Below are 19,526 nucleotides of genomic sequence, written 5' to 3' on the forward strand. Positions count from 1 at the left end.
TGACTTAACAAAATCAAACAATGAGTCATATTCTTTACTCTGCGTTCAAAAACCTGTCTCATTAAAGTTTCACCATATTACATAAATCCATAACCTTTTTCACAATCAACTCCGCAGTATTCTCTCCCGGTGGCATTAACAAATTTGTAACTGTTCCATACACAATAGGACTTAATTCTACTTCATATCCGCCATATGCATATTCGTCTTTTGTCGGTAAATAACCAAGATATCCGTTCATATATCCACCAAAGAAAGCCAATTCATTTTGAAGGCTCTCTTTCATTGCTAAGGCAGTTTCTGAAAAAGGTTCCATCGGTATACCTGAAAACATACCATCATTAACTTGAAACAGTTGAACTTCTAAATCTATACGTAACTTCCGAATACCTTGCCTATATTTCTCTAATACGATAGCAAGCCATTCATCCGTATTCACGCCCCACTGCTTCTCGGCTAATCGAGCCATGCTTCGTATCTCATCAATTTCAGGAATATCCTTCAACTTCATTTGCATCATACTTGAAACTGTCCTTAATTTTACAATTGGACTATATGTAACTGTTGGTAACATCGTTAATACATGTCCACTAAGTATGTAAGCCATTTGTTTTAACGCTTCCCTTGAACCGCGATATTTCGCATTCACATTTCCAGCGGCACCTTGAACAATAATAACAGGGCAGTTCACTATCTGCTCTAGAATCTCTCTCGTTATTCCAGGATAATCTGCTGATAATTCATCGCTATCACCTTTTAAAACATTCGGATGCGCAGTACAAAATACTATAATCCCAGATAGCTCCTTCGTTTCAGCATTTCTGATTGCCAACATGCCAATTCGTTTATCTACAACACCCTCAATATTTGTTCCCATCTTTGCTCTTCCATCAGATGTTCTCTCTCGTCGGTTTACACCGATATCACCTGTCGTAACACCCCATCCAACTTCGCATCGCTTTAAATTGTTATTTGCAGTAACAGCACCATGTACTACATTATTTACTAAAATCATTTTATACGACTGCACTAGCGGATCATCACCGACTGTCTCTGGACCGGAATGCGTATGAGTATAAACAACCGTTATTCGCTCAAATGGCACATGAAGCCTACTTGCTACTCGCTCACGAATCATATTCGTATCTTCTACTAACATCCCAATATTATCGATACTTATAAACACAGTTTTCATTTCATCTTTTTCAAATACAAAAACTGTCCCATAAATACGCTCTTCAATATTATTTATTCCTGTCTCTCTATGATATCCGACAAAATCAATACCTACAGGCGGCGTAATATCAACCTTACATACCCCTATTTTGCTCATTTAAATCACTCCATTTCTCTATATAACTCCCTTTTTTCAAGAATAGCATATTTAACTTGGTTCCAAATAAAAAGAACGGACACAGTATCCTATGTCCGTTCTTCCCCTCACACATACTTCCGATGCACCATCTTACCATCATAAGAAAACACAACGCCCTTACTCTCCACAATGGACTCCATATGCACCGTTCTTCCCCATAGTTGATGAAGATATGGTAATACTTTTTCTAAATATTTTAAATCGAGCTCGATTCCTTCGTAACTATGTTTAATGTATAACTCTCCGTTTTTTAAGTAGTCTCCGTCTTCTACTACTAAGTATGGGAAGCCACCATTTGTACGCATATTTACGAGCTGATCACGTACATTTTCCCATTCTTTATCTATTACCTTATATTCTTTTCCTTGGCGCTGGAATAAATACATATCTTCTCTCATTACGAGATCTTTATTTAAGTAGTTTCTTAAGAAGGATACATCCCATTCGATTTCGCGTACTTCAAACATTTTGTCACGGCCAGATCCTGGTTTTACGCCTCGTCGTTTCATTTCTTCAGTCGGATTGTTGTACCGTTCTTCAATATCTTCAAAGATTTTAATACCGAGGTAGTATGGATTAATACTTGTTTTTGATGGCTGAACGACACCTGCATTTAGTTTCGCAAATTCAATTGCTTCATCAGAGGTTAAGTCCATTTCACGAAGTATGCGTTGATGCCAGTAGGATGCCCAGCCTTCGTTCATGATTTTCGTTTCAAGCTGCGGCCAAAAATATAACATTTCTTCGCGCATCATCGTTAATATATCACGCTGCCAATCTTCTAACTCACGGCTATATTCTTCAATAAAGAGAAGTAAATCCTTCTCTGGTTGCGGTGGGATTTTCTTCTTTTTACGTATATTAGAGCGCTCTTGTTTTTTATTTCGGTTATCTAAATTCCATAAATCATCGTATTGCGATACCTTTTTCTTTTCTACTTCTTCCTCTTCTAAATCATCAATACTCCATGCGAGCTTCGGACGCATAAGCGACGGATCAATATGCTCTTGAATGGCAAGTACGGCATCTAAAAATGTTTCTACCTCTGCTTTTCCATACTTATGCTCATAAGCTTTCACACGGTCCGCTGTTGCGGCCATACTCTCTACCATATCTCGCTTCGTATTTGAAAAACGAATATTATTTTTGAAGAAGTCACAGTGTGCTAAAACGTGCGCTACAATTAATTTGTTTTGAATTAAAGAGTTCGTATCTAATAAAAAGGCGTAACATGGATCAGAGTTAATAACGAGTTCGTATATTTTACTAAGTCCTAAATCGTATTGTAATTTCATTCTGAAAAATTGTTTTCCAAAACTCCAATGTGAAAACCTTGTCGGCATCCCATATGCACCAAATGTATAAATAATTTCCGCTGGACATATTTCATAACGCATCGGATAAAAATCAAGCCCAAATCCAGTCGCAATTTCCGTAATTTCCGCAATCGCATATTGCAGTGCTTTATCGTCACTTGCTCTCATTATTTTCCCTCCTTACACTTTCCCTTAAGAAAGTGTATGATGAAGAACAAGCTTTCATGAGGATTGATTGCATAATAAAAAGACACCCCCGCAAAAACGAGAATGTCTCATCTATTAACCTTCAATAATCTCCATCTTCTCCGTAATCGGAGTACGTGCTTTTCCTTCTGGCGCTTTATCGAAATAGCCGATATGAAGAATTCCAACGATACGTTGGCCTCTTGTTAAACCGATTCCTTCTATAAATAATGGATTGTAGTTTAATCCGCCTGATTTCCAAACGCAACCTAATCCGCGTTCCCAAGCAAGAAGTTGGAAGTTTTGCATGAATGCACATGTTGCAGCATAATCTTCATCACGTTGAATTTGACGCGGATCTTCATTTATATATACAACGATTTGTGCAGGCGTGCTTAAAAAACGATCTGATAAAATTTTACCGCGTTTCGCTCTTTCTTCTTCCGTGAAAGAGTTTAATACTGCATCTACTAATTTCTTGCGGCCTTCTCCGATGTATAGTTTACAATTCCATGGTTCACGGTGCTTATGATTTGGTGCCCATGTTGCATCGTTTAATAGTTCAATTAATAAATCTTTTTCTACTGCTTTGTCTGTAAATGTACGAACAGAGCGTCTTTCTTTAATCACATTAGCGATGGAAGTATATGTAGTCATATTTATCTCTCCCTTATTTTTATCTATATGTATAAGTTTATCGTCATCATTGATATTGATTTTCAATTTCGATTATACCTTAGTTTTTTACTATTAATCAATGTTTTATGTTGGAAAACTTCTAAAAACGTCATTTCATACTGTGAATAAAAAAACTTGATTTGTTCACAAGCATTTCACATTTTATGGAAATGATATGTGTACAGTTTTCTACATTATCCATCTAGGAGGAGTTTACATGTACAAAAAAATCGCTGTTTGTATGACTATGGCAGCATTATTATGCGGGATATCCACCTTCCCTACATCCGCTGCCACACCAAAAGAAGTAACAATGCATCACCATAAACCAATTCCAGAAGAAGAAGTGCAATCGCTAGAAAAACTCGGCTATAACAAACATGAAATTTGGAAAGCTGCTCATATTGCAAGAATTAGTAATAAAGAAATAAAAGATGTTTTAGCTTACTATAAGCAAAATAAATCTTGGGAGAAAACAGCCGAGCATTTCGGTGTAGATCCAAGTAAGCTGAAAAAGCATCATATGAATAAAGAAACAAAGCAAGCACTGCTACAACAGTTAGCAACTATGCAAAAATCCACACCTGATCAGCTAAAGCAAAAAATGAAAGAATATAACATCAAATTGCGTCATCTTACTGTGTTAACAATCATCTCTCAAAAAAGCAATACCCCTCTTGATGATGTATTAAAAATGAAAAAAGATGGAATGGACATTAAACAAATTGCCGAAAAATTAAATGTAAAAAGAGAAGATATACGAGCGGAAATGATGAAATTAGTGAAGTCTATTAAAGAACAAAAAACAAATTAAAATGCTAAAAAGGAAGAGGCTTTCACTACTCTTCCTTTTCTTTATGAACTTTCAATTTTTAAGTATAAATTCCCGTCTTTCCCAAAAACTAACACAAGTAAATGATGTAAGTTAGGGGTGAGAAAATGTTCGGTTTATCATCTAAGAAATCAAAAAAGACTAATACAAAAACACTTTGTTCTATCCCAGAATTTATACAAACCATGAAAGAATCAAGCGATTTTGTCTCTTATAACATACTTAAAGATGAAACGTTGTGCTTGTTTTATTATAAATCTGTCGTGGAAGCACTTATTATTAAACAATTCATTTTAACTCCTATAAAAAAGGAATCGGAACAAATCCAAAACATCTCTGATTTATGTAATATTATCTCTATTGAAGACATTATTACCTCCCCTTCTATTGATGATATTCGTGAAAAATTATTAGGTGGATATATTTTAATACGCTTAAAAAACAATTCGAATCCTGATCAATATGCTTTAATTCGTGCCGAAAGTACTGTTTTAGGAAAACGATTATATAACGATACAGAAAATGAGTATAGCGTAATCGGGCCTAAAATCGGTTTCGTTGAAAACCTTGATACAAATATCCACTTATTACGCCGAAATATCGTAACGGAGCAACTCATTTTTAAAGAAGTTACCGTCGGATCTATATCAAAAACAAAAGTAGCAGTTGCTTATATAGAAGGAATTACAAATGAACAATTTGTCAACACCGCAATTCAACGGCTAGAAGACATTGACTTTGATGTCCCATTTGATTCAACTATGATTGAGCAATTTATTAGTGATAATAGCAATTCACCTTTTCCTGTTCTATTACCTACAGAACGATTAGATCGAGCTGTATTTGCATTAATTAACGGGGAAGTTTTAATTTTAACAGATGGCTCTCCATATGCTTTATCAGGACCAACAACGTTACTGGATTTTTTCATTTCACCAGAAGATTATTATTTACCGTGGATGATTGGATCGTTCTTTCGTATTATTCGTTTTTTCGGAGCTATATTTTCTCTTTTTTCCTCCGCTATTTATACAGCGGCTTTAACATATCATTATCAAATGATCCCTGCCGATCTACTAGGTCCTATTATTTTCTCGAGAGCTAACGTACCTTTTCCTCCTATTCTAGAAGCACTCTTTTTAGAAATTACAATCGAATTGCTTCGTGAAGCAGGGGCGCGTTTACCAACAAAAGTCGGACAAACGATCGGGATTGTTGGGGGGATTGTAATTGGCCAAGCATCTGTTGAAGCAGCTTTAACAAGTACAATTTTATTAATTGCAGTTGCTTTATCCGCCCTTGCATCTTTCACAACACCGACTGTAAAGATGTCTTCTACTATCCGGTTGTTACGCTTTCCGCTTATTCTCTTAGCCGGTGCATTCGGAGGATTAGGCCTCGCTGTCGGATTTGTATTTATTTTAGCTCATTTAATTAAATTAAAATCGCTTGGATCACCTTATTTGTTACCTTTATATCCATTTCGTGGTTTAGGTACAGCAGAAGGTTTTCTTCGATTACCATTTAGTCAAACGGCACAAAGACCTTCTTTTCTTAGACCAAAATCAAAATGGCGCTACAATCCAAACAAATCGAAGCAAAAACGTGATGGTGAGAATGAATGAAAAAAATTTTATTGCACCTTATCATTATCTTCTTCGTTTTACAAACTGGCTGTACACAAACGTATATAGTGGATGCACAGCGTATTATTCATATTGCTGGATTTGACATCACAAAAAACAAAAAATTCCAAGGAACTATTCTATTCCCAGAGTACACACATGGTGTAAAGTCTAAACCAGAGACGCAAACAACATCTGCCCGTTCACTTGAAACAATTGCTTCACGATTAAATGCGAAATCTCCTCACAATGTTGTTGTAGGTCAAATGCGTGTCGTCCTATTTGGAAAGGCTCTAGGGGAACGCGGAATGGGAGAGATTATTACTAACTTACAACGTGACCCAAATATCGGGCGTGATGTACAACTAGCAATTGTAGATGGATCGGCTGAAGAGCTTTTAAATTACGGGAAAAAAAATGGGTCTTTATATATTGCTGATTTACTCGAGCAAAATATAAGAAATGAGAACATTCCACAAACTGAATTAAACATTTTTTTATATAATTATTACTCTTCTGTATGTGATGCCTATGTTCCTTATATTAAAATGGACGATAATCATTCTGTCGCTGTCAAAGGACTTGCCTTTTTAAAAGGCGACAAAGTCGTCATGTATACGGATAAAAGACATTCTGTTTTAGCAAAATTACTTATTAATCCTACGAAAAATGGACGTTACGAAGCAGCAATAAAAAAGGATAAACATAAAGGTATGGTTGTGATACAAAACTTAGCTGGGAAAAACAAATATGATATAGATCAAACTGGCGACATACCAAAAGTAAAAATCCATTTAAAATTAAATGGATTAATTAAAAACTCTCCTAATTGGATTGATTTAAGAAAAGAAACAAATATCAACTATATAAAAAAACAAATTGAACGAAATGTCGAAAAAGACTGTGAAGATTTAATAAAACAATTTCAAGAAAAGGAAATTGATCCGTTAGGAATACGAGATGAAATTAGAAGCCATACGAGAAAATGGAATATAAGACAAATTCGAAATATGTATAAAAATGTAGCGGTAGATATAAATTTAGATCTTAATATTGTACAATCTGGAATCGGAGAATAGTGAGGTGAAATAAGCAATGAATACAATGAATAAAACAAAGACAGTATCTCCATATTTTGCATTTATTTTATTGCATTCTCTCCAGATTGGTATAGGAATTCTCGGATATCAACGTGTAATTTTGAAAAATGCAGGTTATGATGCTTGGATTTCTCTTATTATTGCAGGTATTGCAACTCATATTGTACTGTTTTGTATGTTAAAAATGCTTGAAAAAGACGGAGATTTAATTAGTATTCATACAACAACCTTTGGAAAATGGGTTGGCTCTATATTTTCTGTAATTTTCACTCTTTATTGCTTATTATTTTGCCTTACTGTTCTTCGTACATATATGGAAGTGATACAAGTTTGGATTTTCCCTACCATTAAGTTATGGAAACTTACGCTTATGTTTTTATTAGTCACTTACTACATTATAAAAGGTGGCTTCCGTTCTGTGACAGGGATATGTTTTTGGGGTATTGTTCTTCCTATGTTCGTTGTATTCTTTTTAGTCTATCCGATGAAGTATGCACATTTTCGTAATATTTTACCTATTTTTACACATTCACCTTTTGACATGCTTATATCTGCAAAACACTCTGCATTGGAATTTCTAGGGTTTGAAACAATTCTTATCTTTTATCCCTTTATTGAAAAAGGAAAATCTTTAAAAAGATGGGCCCATGCTGGAATTGCTTTTAGCACCTTAATTTATGTAGTTTTAGCTATCGTATCTTTTATGTATTACAGCGAGGGACAATTAAACCGTACTATTTGGCCTACTTTAACGATGTTAAAAATAATTAAAGTTCCTTTTATTCAGCGCTTTGAATATATTATTATTTTCGTTTGGTTTTTAATTATTTTACCAAACCTTTGCTTAACCATTTGGTCATCATGTCAAACGATGAAGCGTTCCTTTCATATTTCATTTAAATTTACATTACCGTTTTTTATTTTCATCATATTTTCAGCTTCTCTACTTTTCACAAACCGTGAAAGTATCAACACATTAAATACCGTACTATCTCAAGCGGGTTTATATATTGTATACGCTTATATCCCAATTTTATTTCTATTCCATTCGCTAAGATGGCGCTTCAAAAATCAGTCAAAAAAATCTTCAACCGATACACCGTAATCTCTGATACAATTTGATTAATACATTTGTAAAGGGGACAAGCGAATGAAAAAGTATGTATTTTCTTTACTTGCAGTACTAAGCTTAATTCTTGCTGGATGCGGAAGTACTGGTACAAATGACCAAAAATCTTCTGAATCAAAACAAGAAGAACATGACCACGCATCGCACACTCAGCAAGCTGACATTCAAGAGAAAACAAAAGGAGTCGACACACTTCCAACCTTCCTAGATAAGCTTGATCCACAAATGAAAGATATCTACACCGTCGCTGGACAAAATGCAGAGCTATTAGATTGGATTCCATGCTATTGTGGTTGCGGTGAAAGTGTAGGACATAAAAATAATAAAAACTGCTTTATTCGTGAAATTAAAAAGAATGGTGAAGTTGTTTGGGACTCCCATGCAACGACTTGCGTCAATTGCCTAGAAATTGCAGTTGAATCTGCTTCCATGAAACAAAAAGGAAAATCAACGCTTGAAATTCGTAACTATATCGATAATAAATACAAAGAAGGCTATGGCAAACCAACACCTACGCCAATGCCAAAAGCTTAAAAAACGAGGGAATTCCTCGTTTTTTCTTTTCATTCTCATTTTTTCTTAACAAATTCTTTCAAGTGTATTTCTCCTTACTTATCACACACTATATATAACTCTCGGTAAGGAGGGTACACAGTGCAAACATATAACGACTATGATAAAGCTCTCTATTACACGTATTGCTGTAATTGGGATAAATTACTCGTTCTCATGGTTCAAACGAACGATCAATTATTTTCTAAGCGTATTGAGCATTTTTTACACGCTTATCAATACAGCAAGGAACTGCCAGAAGTTGATAAACAATTGCAGCTCCTATTTCAATATATTGACCACGCATCCCAAAAGTCGCATGTAGAAGAAGTAGAACAAATTCAAATGTAAACTATAGCGCTATTCTCTTCCGGAGAATGGCGCTTTTTTAAAATTTTTATATCAATAAAAGTTTCTCCTCATAAAACTTTTATTGATAAACATATTTTTTCTTTCTTTTCCATACCACTTCATACTATAATTTAGTATGTAACTATTATAAGAGAGGTATAAAATATGGGACGAGAAAAAAAGCAAGAATATGCTTTACTTACCGCATGGGGAGCTTCTTTTATCGCTACACTGGGAAGTCTTTATTTTTCCGAAATCATGAAATTTGAGCCTTGTGTACTTTGTTGGTATCAACGTATTTTTATGTATCCATTCGTTTTATGGCTCGGTATCGCTGTAGCAAAAAAAGATTATCGCATCGCAAGTTATTCTTTACCAATTGCAAGTATTGGTGCTTGTATTTCTTTATATCACTATGCAATTCAAAAAGTCCCAGCGTTTTCAGCTGCTGGAGCAGCTTGCGGTCGTGTACCCTGCACCGGAGAATTTATAAACTGGTTTGGTTTTATTACAATCCCGTTTTTAGCACTTATCGGCTTTATTACAATCGCTGTTTGTAGCTTTATTGTCATCAAAAACAAATAAGGAGATGAAAGAATGAAAAAAATGCTTATATTTGGTGGTATTATTATCGCCTTGTTTGCGGCAATTTTCGCTGTAACACAAATGGAAGAAAAAAACGCTTCAACTAGCCAAAAGATTGATAATCCTACTGAAAGTAAGACAAACGGTCCTGACTACTACACAAATAAAATCTCTCTTTCAGATCTTCAAAAGAACTTAAAAGAGAAAAAAGAAGAAACAGTATACTTTTATCAAACATCTTGCGTTCATTGCCAAAAATTATCTCCTGTCCTAGTGCCAATGGCTAAAGACTTAAACGTTGATATGAAAGTTATGGATATTGAAAAATTAGATGCTCCTTGGGATGAATATAAAATTCAAGGAACACCAACAATCATTCATTTTAAAGATGGCAAAGAAGTGAGCCGTATTAGCGGTGAACAGCCGAAAGATAAATTAAAAGAATGGCTTGAGCAAACGAAAAAGTAACTAGAAAAGGAAACTCCTTCTACACATGAAATGGGTGTAAAATCCCACACTAATGTATAAGGAGGGGGTTTTATGCCAGAAGTAAGATGTTCTGTTTCCAACTGTTCTTTTTGGGGACAAGGTAACTTTTGTCAAGCAAGTGCGATCATCGTTCAGCCTGATGCAGATGAAACTGGTCAAACTGAAAATGATTCATATACAGCTGCTGTTTTAACAAACGAGACGCTAGAAAGTTCTGTAGCAACGAGTGTAGAGACTTGTTGTCATACATTTAAGCCTAAATATTAAACAAAAAAAGCATGCGATTAATCGTATGCTTTTTACATTCCTCTCCAAAAATCATGCATAATAAAAAAGTACAAAATAACGAGAACGGCCGTCCCGCATAAGGTAATGCGCCGATATATACTCTTCTCTCCTTCCCTCGCTTTCACAAACGCCCAAATAAATCCGAAGAACAATATTAAATCAACATATGGAACATAAAAAGAAAAGACGAGAAACGCATATAAATACACGATAAATAAACAGGTCGTTACTAAAAAAACTTTAAACGCAAATTCACTTTTCATAATATAACCGCCCCCTATCTGTACTGTATTATATTCAGCAAAATACAATAGTTGCAGTTAAACTCCAAGTATAAATAAGCTACCGTCTATAAAACGGTAGCCATTACGGAACATTGTATTCTCGTTTATATATATTACTTAAAATCGAAGAAGGAATTTGCTCGTAACGAATTTTCTCTCCTGTTTCATCTATAATATACGAATTGTTTCCTATATAATATATTCCATCTTTTCGTTTTGAGTACACTGGATATCTTTCATTTGGCAATACCGTTTTCACTTTCGTTAACTGTCCATTTGGTTCTTGCCAATATATATCCGCGCGGTCTACTAACGTAAGTACTCCAATTTGTTCTTCTTCTATTTTCCGACTATTCCAGCTCACAACGCGATAACCAAGCTTATTCGCTTCATATTCGGGGCTCGTATGAAAACGAGAAATGATTACTTTTGTTTGTAATTGTACTCTGTCATACAACCATTGTATATCCCTGTCATGCATGCGAATACAACCATTTGATTCCCTACTTCCAATCGTCCATTCCCGGTTCGTCCCGTGAATCGCATATTCATTCTTATCTAGTCCAAGCCACCTCGTACCGAGAGGGTTATTCGGTGCACCCCCAGGTATTTTTTTTCGATGATATTCTTTATTTTTAAATTTAGTTATAATACAAAAATTACCTTCAGGCGTAGGTGTACGATCTCTTCCAGTCGTTACTGGAAATGTTTTTGTATAATTTCCATTCTCAAAAAAAGACAACTGATTTGTCGTAAGATTCACTAATATTAAATGATCTGTATTAGCAAAAGCACTAACCGGTAGGATAAAAAATAATAGTATGACGAAACATAACTTTTTCAGCTATATCCCCCCTAGCGCTCACTATAATAAGTGGAGTTAATATTACTTTGCTCTTATAAATGAAAACTATCCATTTACAATAATGCCCCCATTTACATGTATCATTTGTCCAGTAACATAAGAAGAATCACCAGACGCTAAATATACGTATGCCGGCGCTAACTCATATGGTTGACCAGGCCTTTGCATTGGGACATTGCTCCCAAACTGAGAGACTTTCTTCTCATCAAAGCTCGATGGAATAAGCGGTGTCCAAATCGGTCCTGGTGCAACACCATTTACCCGAATCCCTTTTTGCACTAACGATTGAGAAAGTGATCTTGTAAAAGCTACGATTGCTCCTTTCGTCGCGGAATAATCAATTAACGTTTCATTTCCTTCATATGCAACGATAGATGCCGTATTTATAATGACATCCCCTTTCTTCAAATGAGAAAGGGCTGCTTTCGCAACGTGAAAATAAGAAAAAATATTAATACGAAAAGTCTTTTCTAGCTGTTCTGCTGTAATATACTCTAGCCCTTGCTGCGGATATTGCTGTGCAACGTTATTCACTAAAATATTTAAACTACCTAACTGCCGGGCGGTCTCTTCCACAATATCTTTACAATGCTGTTCATTACTCAAATCCCCCGGCAACAATACACACTTTACACCTTCTTTTTCAACACGTTGTTTCGTCTCTTTTGCATCTTCTTCCTCATCTAAATAAGCAATCGCAACATTTGCTCCTTCTTTTGCAAAAGCGATGGAAACTGCTCGTCCAATTCCGCTATCTCCTCCCGTAATTAACACATTCTTCCCTTTTAACTTTTCACTTCCTTGATAATTTGGATCTTCAAACTGCGGAAGGGGGCTCATTAATGATTCAATACCAGGCTGCTTATTTTGATGTTGCGCAGGCATTGTTATAAAGTTTTTTTGCTGTGGCATAGCTGCTTTCAACTCCTTTTCCTTAGCATGTGCACAATAAAAAGCTGAAATTCACACATCGGTTTACGATTAATATTCGAATTTAAGACACAAAATATGAATTGTTATAAACTTTTTATGCAAAACTATTGCAAAATAGATAAAAAACGAATATTATATATAACTGTTGTGAAAATTATTCGTAAACAGAAAGGATGTTTATATGTTTAACCTTTCAAAACATAAAACTTCTATTAAAACTGAAATTATGGCAGGTATTATTACCTTCTTAACAATGGCATATATCATTGTCGTAAACCCTGTTATCCTTGGAGATGCAGGTGTTCCATTTGAACAAGCATTTACAGCAACAATTATTGCTGCTGTTGTCGGAACATTATTTATGGCAATCTTTACAAACTTACCAATCGCAATCGCGCCAGGTATGGGATTAAATGCTTACTTCTCTTACTCTGTTGTAAAAGCGCATGAAGGCATGACTTTCGCAATTGCATTCTCTGCTGTATTCGTAGCAGGTATGATTTTAATTTTGCTATCATTTACATCTTTCCGTACAAAATTAATGGAAGCAATTCCTGAAAACTTAAAACATGCAATTACTGCTGGTATCGGGTTATTTATCGCCTTTATCGGTTTACGATTAACTGGTATCGTTACAAAAAATGATGCAAACTTAGTTGGACTTGGTGATCTTCACTCTGCTCCAGTTCTACTAGCATTAGCTGGACTTGGAATTACTATTATCCTTATGTCTTTAAATGTAAATGGCGCACTATTTATCGGTATGCTATTAACTGGTATTATCGCTTTCTTCACAGGACAATTAACATTCTCAAACGGTGTTACATCAATGCCTGGATTACCAGAAGGAATTATCGTTTCAAATCCAATTACTGCTGTATCTGACGTAATTAACTACGGATTATACGGCGTTGTATTTTCATTCTTCCTTGTTACATTATTTGATACAACAGGTACATTACTTGGGGTAGCTCAACAAGGTGGATTTATGAAAGACGGAAAACTCCCAAAAGCTGGACGAGCTCTTCTATCTGACTCATTCTCAGCAACTATTGGTTCTATGTTCGGAACGACACCATCAACAGCTTACATTGAATCATCTGCTGGTGTTGCAGCTGGTGGTCGTACTGGTTTAACAACTGTTACAGTAGCTGTTCTATTCGCACTAGCAGCATTCTTCGGACCATTAGTAAGTGCTGTCTCTGGTGTATCAGCTATTACTGCTCCATCATTAATTATCGTTGGTAGTCTTATGATGGGTTCAGTTCGCCACATCGATTGGGACGCATTTGATGAAGCATTCCCAGCATTTTTAGTAATCTTAAGCATGCCTCTTACATCAAGTATCGCAACAGGTATCGCACTTGGATTTATTTCATATCCACTTATGAAAGTGGCAAAAGGTAAATTCCGTGCTGTTCACCCACTTGTATATGTATTTGGAATTTTGTTTGCTTATCAATTGATATTCTTACCACATTAAAAAAGTAGAGCATCGAAATCCGATGCTCTACTTTTCTTTTACAACAATCATTCAAACTATAAAGGCACCTCCAAAATATGAAGAAGGTTATAACCTTTTAATACTTCTCTTCTACCTTTAATTCTTTACTATACTTTTGAATGAAAACTGATGAAATAACCATTACTATGCCCACACTAAAACCAATAAGTTGATCTATTAACATTTCATCATGAATAAACCAGCGAAGTAAAAATACGCTACCAAAAATAAACATCATAATAAACCCAGTATGCCTAAGTCCTTTATAGACATTTTCCATATGTATCACCTCTTCACATAATATTATCCATATTACACCATACAACCATCGAGTAACCGTATCGTCCTCTGACAATATGCAGCTACCTTTTGATCATGTGTAACAACTAGCACTGTTTTTCCTTCTTTATTAATCTCTTGTAAAATACTCATAATTTTCTCCCCATTTTCTTGATCAAGAGCACCAGTCGGTTCATCAGCAAGTATAATTTTTGTATCTTGTGCTAAAGCCCTTGCTATTGCTGTTCTTTGCTGTTCTCCTCCTGATAACTCGTAAGGATATTTGTTAATATGCCTCTCAAGCCCTACCATTTTCAGCATTTCTTTTGATATTTGCATACGTTTCTTATGAGAAATTCTTCTATATATAAGCGGAAGCATTACATTTTCAACAACTGTATAATCATCTAATAGCGAAAAGTTCTGAAACACAAATCCAACTTCCGTGTTTCTATACTTATGATAATTTGACTTGAATGTACTCGTATCCATTCCATCTAAAAAATACTTTCCAGTAGAGGGGCTATCAATTAAGCCAATAATGTTAAGCAAGGTTGTTTTCCCAGAACCAGATGGTCCCATAATGGCTATCATTTCGCCTTTTTCTATTGTAAGATTAATATCTTGTAAAGCACTAAAATTACTCTTTCCGTATCCCTTAGCCACATTTGCGAGCTGAATCATCTATAACACCTCTTTCATATATGTATTTTTTATTTTTAGTACATTGAAATAAATGATTGCATATATAACGAGTATCATTACAAGTGATAAAGCACCTATAACAACCAATAATTCTATAGAGACTTTTAACGTTCCAAAGAAAGATACTATACTATTTTCTAGCCCTTTCTGAATTTCAATTACTCCGCTATTCTCCCATTGAAAATACATTATGCCTATACATATCGCTAAAACGAATAGCAACATATACTCAATAATAAATGGAAGACATATTTGAAAAGTGCTTGCACCTAACGCTGATCTAATAGAAATATTTTTACGCTCCATATAAAGTGCTGCCATTGATGTTAATACAATAGATAGAAATGAAAAAAATAAGACTGTACCGCTTAATAATAAGGGGTATGACATATTATCAATACCTTGTTTTTCGTTTTCTAACAATTTATTCGGATTTGTAACATAATACGAATAACCCTTACCTTCTGTTACCTTTAATACTTTCTTTTGAAGTTCATTTATATTTATCTTATCATTTGTTTCTATAATTAACCCATTGTATAAAAGTTCTACACTATAGAACTCTATTTCTTCTGTTCCAATTGGTAAAATCGCCATGTCATCTAATAATGTAATACGATTATCCGATATTTCACCACTTCGAGGATATGTAAATGGTGAATTTTTTTCTAAAAAACCAATTACTTTTAGCTTCATTTTTCCAGATGGTATAACATCACCAATAGATACCTTTTCTATATAATTAGCCCCTAATATAACAGGTCTAATATCAAATACTGATTTATGAAATTCCGATTCCTCAAAATATCTTCCTTGTGAAATTCGTATACGAAAGTACTTATTAATATCTTTATCAACAATAAGAGTCTTTATCGTTCCATTTTCTTTTTTTAAACTAAGTGAATAGTTACGGAACAGATAATTAGTTTTATTTGTTATTGGTATCATATTAGATAACCCTTGCATGAAATGTTGATAATCATTTTTCGCTTTTTCTTCGCTAAACAAGGTTATATCTTGCGTCGCATAAAGTTCATAGAAATTTTTATGAGTCGATAAATTATTTGCTACCGTCATCATTTTTCGATATCCCGAAAGATTACTAACAAATTCTATTGCTGAAGAAAATGCAATAATTAAAGAAATTACTATAATCAAACTTGGTAACAACCGTTTTTTCACAGACCGTATAGAATCAAATATAAAAAACATGACGACCTCCTACGTTCTTAAATGTTTTCCGGGATATATATTTATAATGTGCTTGATTGGAATTACAGTAACAAAAATTGTAAGAAAAATTATAAAAATAACATTGCATATCAATACATATAGTGTTAACGGTTTTACTAAGTATGTCTGAAAATAAGTATGAATTGTTCCCGAAAATATTTCTAACGTAATAAAAACTAAGAACATCGCTGCTAGAGAAATAAACAAAATTTGAATATATAGTTCGCAGTAGATAGATATATTAGAAGCACCTACTGCTTTTTTTAATGAAATCTCTCTTTCTTTTTTATAAATCCAAAATAAAACCGCAGAAATGCCAGAAACAATTGCAACAAGAATAAATTTATAATAATACTTATTTGCTGGATCTATATGTGTCACATGTAGTTCTTGAAGATCTCGTTCATTCAGCATTTGAACATCTCCCGAAAGCACTTCTTTACTCCTACCCATAAACTTTTTTATTTCGTTATGAATAGATGATGTAGGATTAACAACTGTTAATTGTAATTGTTTACTCTCGATAATACCTTTTTTAGATATAGTAGGTAAGTTTTGAAGTGGAACGTATATGCCTGCTACACCGACGTCACTGTCTTTTCTTGATATAGTTCCTATTTTTTTATATGTATCATCAAATTCATATAACTCCTCTACATTCGTTTGATCGCCAACAACCATATCGTTTACATTTTCACGATGAAAATATTGTCCTTCAGAAATATATGGCTTCCAATAATAATCATCTTTTAAATTCACAGCTATGATCTTTGTTGCCCCTGAACTATTTAATGCTTTTAAATGCTCTACATAAATATCACTTTTAACAAAAGTATCTTGTATGAAAGGAATTATCTCTTCCAATTCAGTTGCATTCACTATCGGAACAGTTAAAACTTGGTTCTTCTCTGGAAAACCGATTTGAAAAGCCGATATAAAGTTTCGTTTAGACTCTGTTAAAAGTGCGGCTATTGATATAGAAAGAAAAGAAATAAAAAATGACATAAGGAGAATTAAGAAAAACAGTTTATTGCTTTTTATATTTTTAAAAGCTAGGTACATGTCTGTGCTCCTTTTAAATAAGAAGGAGATGATGAACATCCCCTTCTCCTTATCTAAATATTTATAAAGACAACTGTTTAATGCTTTTTACCACTGTAATCGTAAGTTACCATTACTATCAAAAGTACCTTTGTGTGTATCTTCTTGATAGTCATTATTCTCATTTGCATAATGCTCCGAGTATAGTCCTTTTGCACCAAAGGCGTTATATGCACCATTACTCACAGTTGCGTTTAATGCTCTTCCAGATTCATGGGATCCTAATTTGTCTGAAGCGCTTTCAATATATGAATTATTTCCATTTGATTTAATAAAAGAAATTGCTACTGAACAACGAGATGCATTTTGATTCGTAGTAGTTTGAGCTCTGTAAGATAGTAGGTTACCGCTTTTGTGACCGCTTAGAGTTGGATAGAATGCACTTGTTGAGATTGATGTTGCTAATAATACTAAAGTCGTAATTGAAAAAACTTTTCCTTTCATTAACAATCACCTCATAAATTTAATAGTTTAGTAGCGCTACATCATCATAATATCCTTCAAATAAATTCTCCTCAACAAGAAACCCCGATGTTTTACAAACTCTTTAAACACTTAAACATTCATACATTTTTAAAAAGTAACGGATAAGCAAGCAATACAAAAAAAGGCTGCAGAGAACTCCATCTCCGCAGCCTAATACTTATTTTTGCAAGAACGCCTTTAAATCTGCAAATTGTCTCTTTGCGTCTTCATAGCCTTGCTCGTATAAATTTTGTAGTTTTGCTGTATCTTTTTCCATACGATCTACTTGAAGCGGCACTTCTGGACGAATAACAAATAAATTCCCAGCTTGTTCTTCTTTTTCAATGTAGTGAAGTGTTTCATTATACACTTCATAACGATTCAGCATCGTGTTAACAAGGTTCGGATATTTTTTATAAGCTTTCGCTGCAACCCATCCAAACCTTGATTTTTTCTTCGCGTAGCCATGATTTCTCGTTAAAATAACGACTGATTTTTTAAATCCATCCTCTTGCGCTTTACGAACTGGAATTGGATCAGAAATCCCGCCATCTAACAGTTGTTTACCGCGGTAATTTACTACCGGTGCAATGAAAGGCAATGAACTAGACGCTTGTAATAAATTTAGCGCATCATCATTCGTTCCTTCTTTTTCAAAATAAACAGATTGCCCTGTTTCACAATCCGTCGTTCCTACAAGGAAACGTTCCGGGCTATTAAAGTATGTTTCAAAATCAAACGGCACATACTTTTCTGGAATTTCATGAAAAATGAAATCCATATCAAATAGCTGACGTTTTCTCCATAAGTTTTTATACGATAAATATTTCGGATGTGATGCATAATCAATATTGACCGTTTTATTTCTATTTCTTTGTCTGGAAAGATACGACGCTGCATGACAAGCACCAGCTGATACACCGATTACATATGGAAAATATAAATCTTGTTCCATAAAGTATTCTAATATCCCGCCCGTGTACACACCACGCATACCGCCGCCTTCTAATACTAACCCCGTATTTTCAAGCATGTTACTCTCTCCTCTATATATATTGACTCTTTAATTATTCACCATGTTAAGTATCTTTTTCTATTATATATGAGTTCTTTCAGAAATTATATTTAAAAGACTTGAGAAAAAGGAGTTTTTTCTTCCAATTATATTTCCAAATGATCGGAGACATCCTTTATAAACCTTTGAATAAAGTCTTGCTCTTCTTTCGTATATCCATCTAAAAGTAACAACCACTTTTCTTCAGCTTGCTTATGCAATTTTTCATGAGCTTTATATATTTCATTCCCACTCTCCGTTAAGCTGAAGAAGATTTCTTTTTGATTATCTAACATTTGCATCTTCTCAACGAATTGCTTTTGAAACAACTTTGTACAAATTTTAGAGATTGCTCCCTTCGTCATGCCCATTTCTGTCGTAATTGCCGTTACATTCATCAAACCATTTTTTCCGATACATTCGATTACATGTAACTCAGATAAAGACATACTACTTACGCCTGTCTCACGAAGAAACTTCTCATTTTGTCGTTTTAAATATTCTTCTTTTTTATGCAAAAGTGTACGAATGTCCGAAAGTATTTCCATTTGCTTCGTTGCATGCTTCAATCCGTTCGCCTCCTAAGTTTCCAAAGAA

Annotated in this window: 23 protein-coding genes; 10 read left to right on the plus strand and 13 right to left on the minus strand. The window is 34.4% G+C overall.

The window, feature by feature from the left end; all coding sequences use genetic code 11:
- Nucleotides 1–61: 61 nt before the first annotated feature.
- The 3 genes from QO049_RS18615 to QO049_RS18625 all read right to left on the minus strand — a co-directional run bounded on the left by QO049_RS18615 (nt 62) and on the right by QO049_RS18625 (nt 3,534).
- Nucleotides 62–1,333: a neutral/alkaline non-lysosomal ceramidase N-terminal domain-containing protein gene (locus QO049_RS18615; RefSeq protein WP_000034547.1), complete on the minus strand. Its 1,272-nt coding sequence runs from the start codon at nt 1,331–1,333 to the stop codon at nt 62–64.
- Nucleotides 1,334–1,440: 107 nt separating this feature from the next.
- A complete protein-coding gene (gene spoVR, locus QO049_RS18620) occupies nt 1,441–2,859 on the minus strand; it encodes a stage V sporulation protein SpoVR (RefSeq protein WP_001202701.1) in 1,419 nt (472 codons plus the stop codon).
- A 114-nt stretch (nt 2,860–2,973) separates the two neighbouring features.
- Nucleotides 2,974–3,534 (minus strand): nitroreductase family protein, encoded by a 561-nt coding sequence (locus tag QO049_RS18625; RefSeq protein ID WP_000214819.1) that lies wholly within the window; start codon nt 3,532–3,534, stop codon nt 2,974–2,976.
- A gap of 238 nt (nt 3,535–3,772) precedes the next feature.
- Here QO049_RS18625 and QO049_RS18630 point away from each other — a divergent pair, with 238 nt between their 5' ends.
- The 9 genes from QO049_RS18630 (at nt 3,773) to QO049_RS18670 (ending at nt 10,485) form a co-directional block, all read left to right on the plus strand.
- Nucleotides 3,773–4,369: a hypothetical protein gene (locus tag QO049_RS18630; protein ID WP_000276968.1), complete on the plus strand. Its 597-nt coding sequence runs from the start codon at nt 3,773–3,775 to the stop codon at nt 4,367–4,369.
- A gap of 125 nt (nt 4,370–4,494) precedes the next feature.
- Nucleotides 4,495–6,012: a spore germination protein gene (locus QO049_RS18635; RefSeq protein WP_000467489.1), complete on the plus strand. Its 1,518-nt coding sequence runs from the start codon at nt 4,495–4,497 to the stop codon at nt 6,010–6,012.
- Nucleotides 6,009–7,091, plus strand: coding sequence for a Ger(x)C family spore germination protein (locus QO049_RS18640; RefSeq protein WP_277544455.1), 1,083 nt, complete (start codon nt 6,009–6,011; stop codon nt 7,089–7,091). The genes QO049_RS18635 and QO049_RS18640 overlap by 4 nt, the downstream gene beginning before the upstream one ends.
- Before the next feature lie 16 nt (nt 7,092–7,107).
- Nucleotides 7,108–8,217, plus strand: a complete 1,110-nt coding sequence (locus tag QO049_RS18645; protein ID WP_001095041.1) for a GerAB/ArcD/ProY family transporter — start codon at nt 7,108–7,110, stop codon at nt 8,215–8,217.
- A gap of 45 nt (nt 8,218–8,262) precedes the next feature.
- Nucleotides 8,263–8,775: a PCYCGC domain-containing protein gene (locus QO049_RS18650; protein WP_000761029.1), complete on the plus strand. Its 513-nt coding sequence runs from the start codon at nt 8,263–8,265 to the stop codon at nt 8,773–8,775.
- A 120-nt stretch (nt 8,776–8,895) separates the two neighbouring features.
- Nucleotides 8,896–9,144 carry a YhdB family protein gene (locus QO049_RS18655; protein WP_001195459.1) on the plus strand — a complete coding sequence of 83 codons (249 nt, stop codon included), beginning with the start codon at nt 8,896–8,898 and terminating at the stop codon, nt 9,142–9,144.
- A gap of 165 nt (nt 9,145–9,309) precedes the next feature.
- On the plus strand, nt 9,310–9,729 hold the full coding sequence (locus QO049_RS18660; protein ID WP_000532264.1) for a disulfide formation protein C: 420 nt from the start codon (nt 9,310–9,312) through the stop codon (nt 9,727–9,729).
- Between the two features lie 12 nt (nt 9,730–9,741).
- On the plus strand, nt 9,742–10,197 hold the full coding sequence (locus QO049_RS18665; protein WP_000738440.1) for a thioredoxin family protein: 456 nt from the start codon (nt 9,742–9,744) through the stop codon (nt 10,195–10,197).
- A 72-nt stretch (nt 10,198–10,269) separates the two neighbouring features.
- Entirely contained in the window at nt 10,270–10,485 is a 216-nt protein-coding gene (locus tag QO049_RS18670) for a DUF1540 domain-containing protein (RefSeq protein WP_001115481.1), read from the plus strand.
- 32 nt (nt 10,486–10,517) lie between these two features.
- On the opposite strand, the gene QO049_RS18675 is transcribed toward QO049_RS18670, so the two are convergent.
- The 3 genes from QO049_RS18675 to QO049_RS18685 form a co-directional block, all read right to left on the minus strand.
- Nucleotides 10,518–10,769 (minus strand): hypothetical protein, encoded by a 252-nt coding sequence (locus QO049_RS18675; RefSeq protein WP_000834195.1) that lies wholly within the window; start codon nt 10,767–10,769, stop codon nt 10,518–10,520.
- Nucleotides 10,770–10,872: 103 nt separating this feature from the next.
- Nucleotides 10,873–11,634 (minus strand): L,D-transpeptidase, encoded by a 762-nt coding sequence (locus QO049_RS18680; protein WP_193409420.1) that lies wholly within the window; start codon nt 11,632–11,634, stop codon nt 10,873–10,875.
- A 66-nt stretch (nt 11,635–11,700) separates the two neighbouring features.
- A complete protein-coding gene (locus QO049_RS18685) occupies nt 11,701–12,567 on the minus strand; it encodes an SDR family oxidoreductase (protein WP_098595898.1) in 867 nt (288 codons plus the stop codon).
- Between the two features lie 202 nt (nt 12,568–12,769).
- Here QO049_RS18685 and QO049_RS18690 point away from each other — a divergent pair, with 202 nt between their 5' ends.
- Entirely contained in the window at nt 12,770–14,071 is a 1,302-nt protein-coding gene (locus tag QO049_RS18690; RefSeq protein ID WP_000482710.1) for an NCS2 family permease, read from the plus strand.
- Between the two features lie 97 nt (nt 14,072–14,168).
- Here QO049_RS18690 and QO049_RS18695 read toward each other — a convergent pair whose 3' ends face one another.
- The 7 genes from QO049_RS18695 to QO049_RS18725 all read right to left on the minus strand — a co-directional run bounded on the left by QO049_RS18695 (nt 14,169) and on the right by QO049_RS18725 (nt 19,498).
- The gene (locus tag QO049_RS18695; protein WP_000432806.1) at nt 14,169–14,372 is read right to left on the minus strand and encodes a hypothetical protein; all 204 of its coding nucleotides are present in this window, start codon (nt 14,370–14,372) and stop codon (nt 14,169–14,171) included.
- Nucleotides 14,373–14,404: 32 nt separating this feature from the next.
- Nucleotides 14,405–15,055 carry an ABC transporter ATP-binding protein gene (locus QO049_RS18700; protein WP_097998144.1) on the minus strand — a complete coding sequence of 217 codons (651 nt, stop codon included), beginning with the start codon at nt 15,053–15,055 and terminating at the stop codon, nt 14,405–14,407.
- Nucleotides 15,056–16,288: an ABC transporter permease gene (locus QO049_RS18705; protein WP_284489395.1), complete on the minus strand. Its 1,233-nt coding sequence runs from the start codon at nt 16,286–16,288 to the stop codon at nt 15,056–15,058. It abuts the gene before it with no gap.
- Between the two features lie 9 nt (nt 16,289–16,297).
- Nucleotides 16,298–17,371 (minus strand): ABC transporter permease, encoded by a 1,074-nt coding sequence (locus QO049_RS18710; RefSeq protein WP_284489396.1) that lies wholly within the window; start codon nt 17,369–17,371, stop codon nt 16,298–16,300.
- A gap of 87 nt (nt 17,372–17,458) precedes the next feature.
- Entirely contained in the window at nt 17,459–17,854 is a 396-nt protein-coding gene (locus QO049_RS18715; RefSeq protein ID WP_000676983.1) for a hypothetical protein, read from the minus strand.
- A gap of 199 nt (nt 17,855–18,053) precedes the next feature.
- Entirely contained in the window at nt 18,054–18,908 is an 855-nt protein-coding gene (locus QO049_RS18720; protein WP_000892691.1) for a patatin-like phospholipase family protein, read from the minus strand.
- 128 nt (nt 18,909–19,036) lie between these two features.
- Complete coding sequence (locus QO049_RS18725) at nt 19,037–19,498, minus strand: MarR family transcriptional regulator (RefSeq protein ID WP_000679683.1); 462 nt, start codon at nt 19,496–19,498, stop codon at nt 19,037–19,039.
- Nucleotides 19,499–19,526 lie beyond the last annotated feature (28 nt).

It is taken from the genome of Bacillus sp. RB3 (assembly GCF_030164735.1).
GTDB classification, from domain to species: domain Bacteria; phylum Bacillota; class Bacilli; order Bacillales; family Bacillaceae_G; genus Bacillus_A; species Bacillus_A cereus.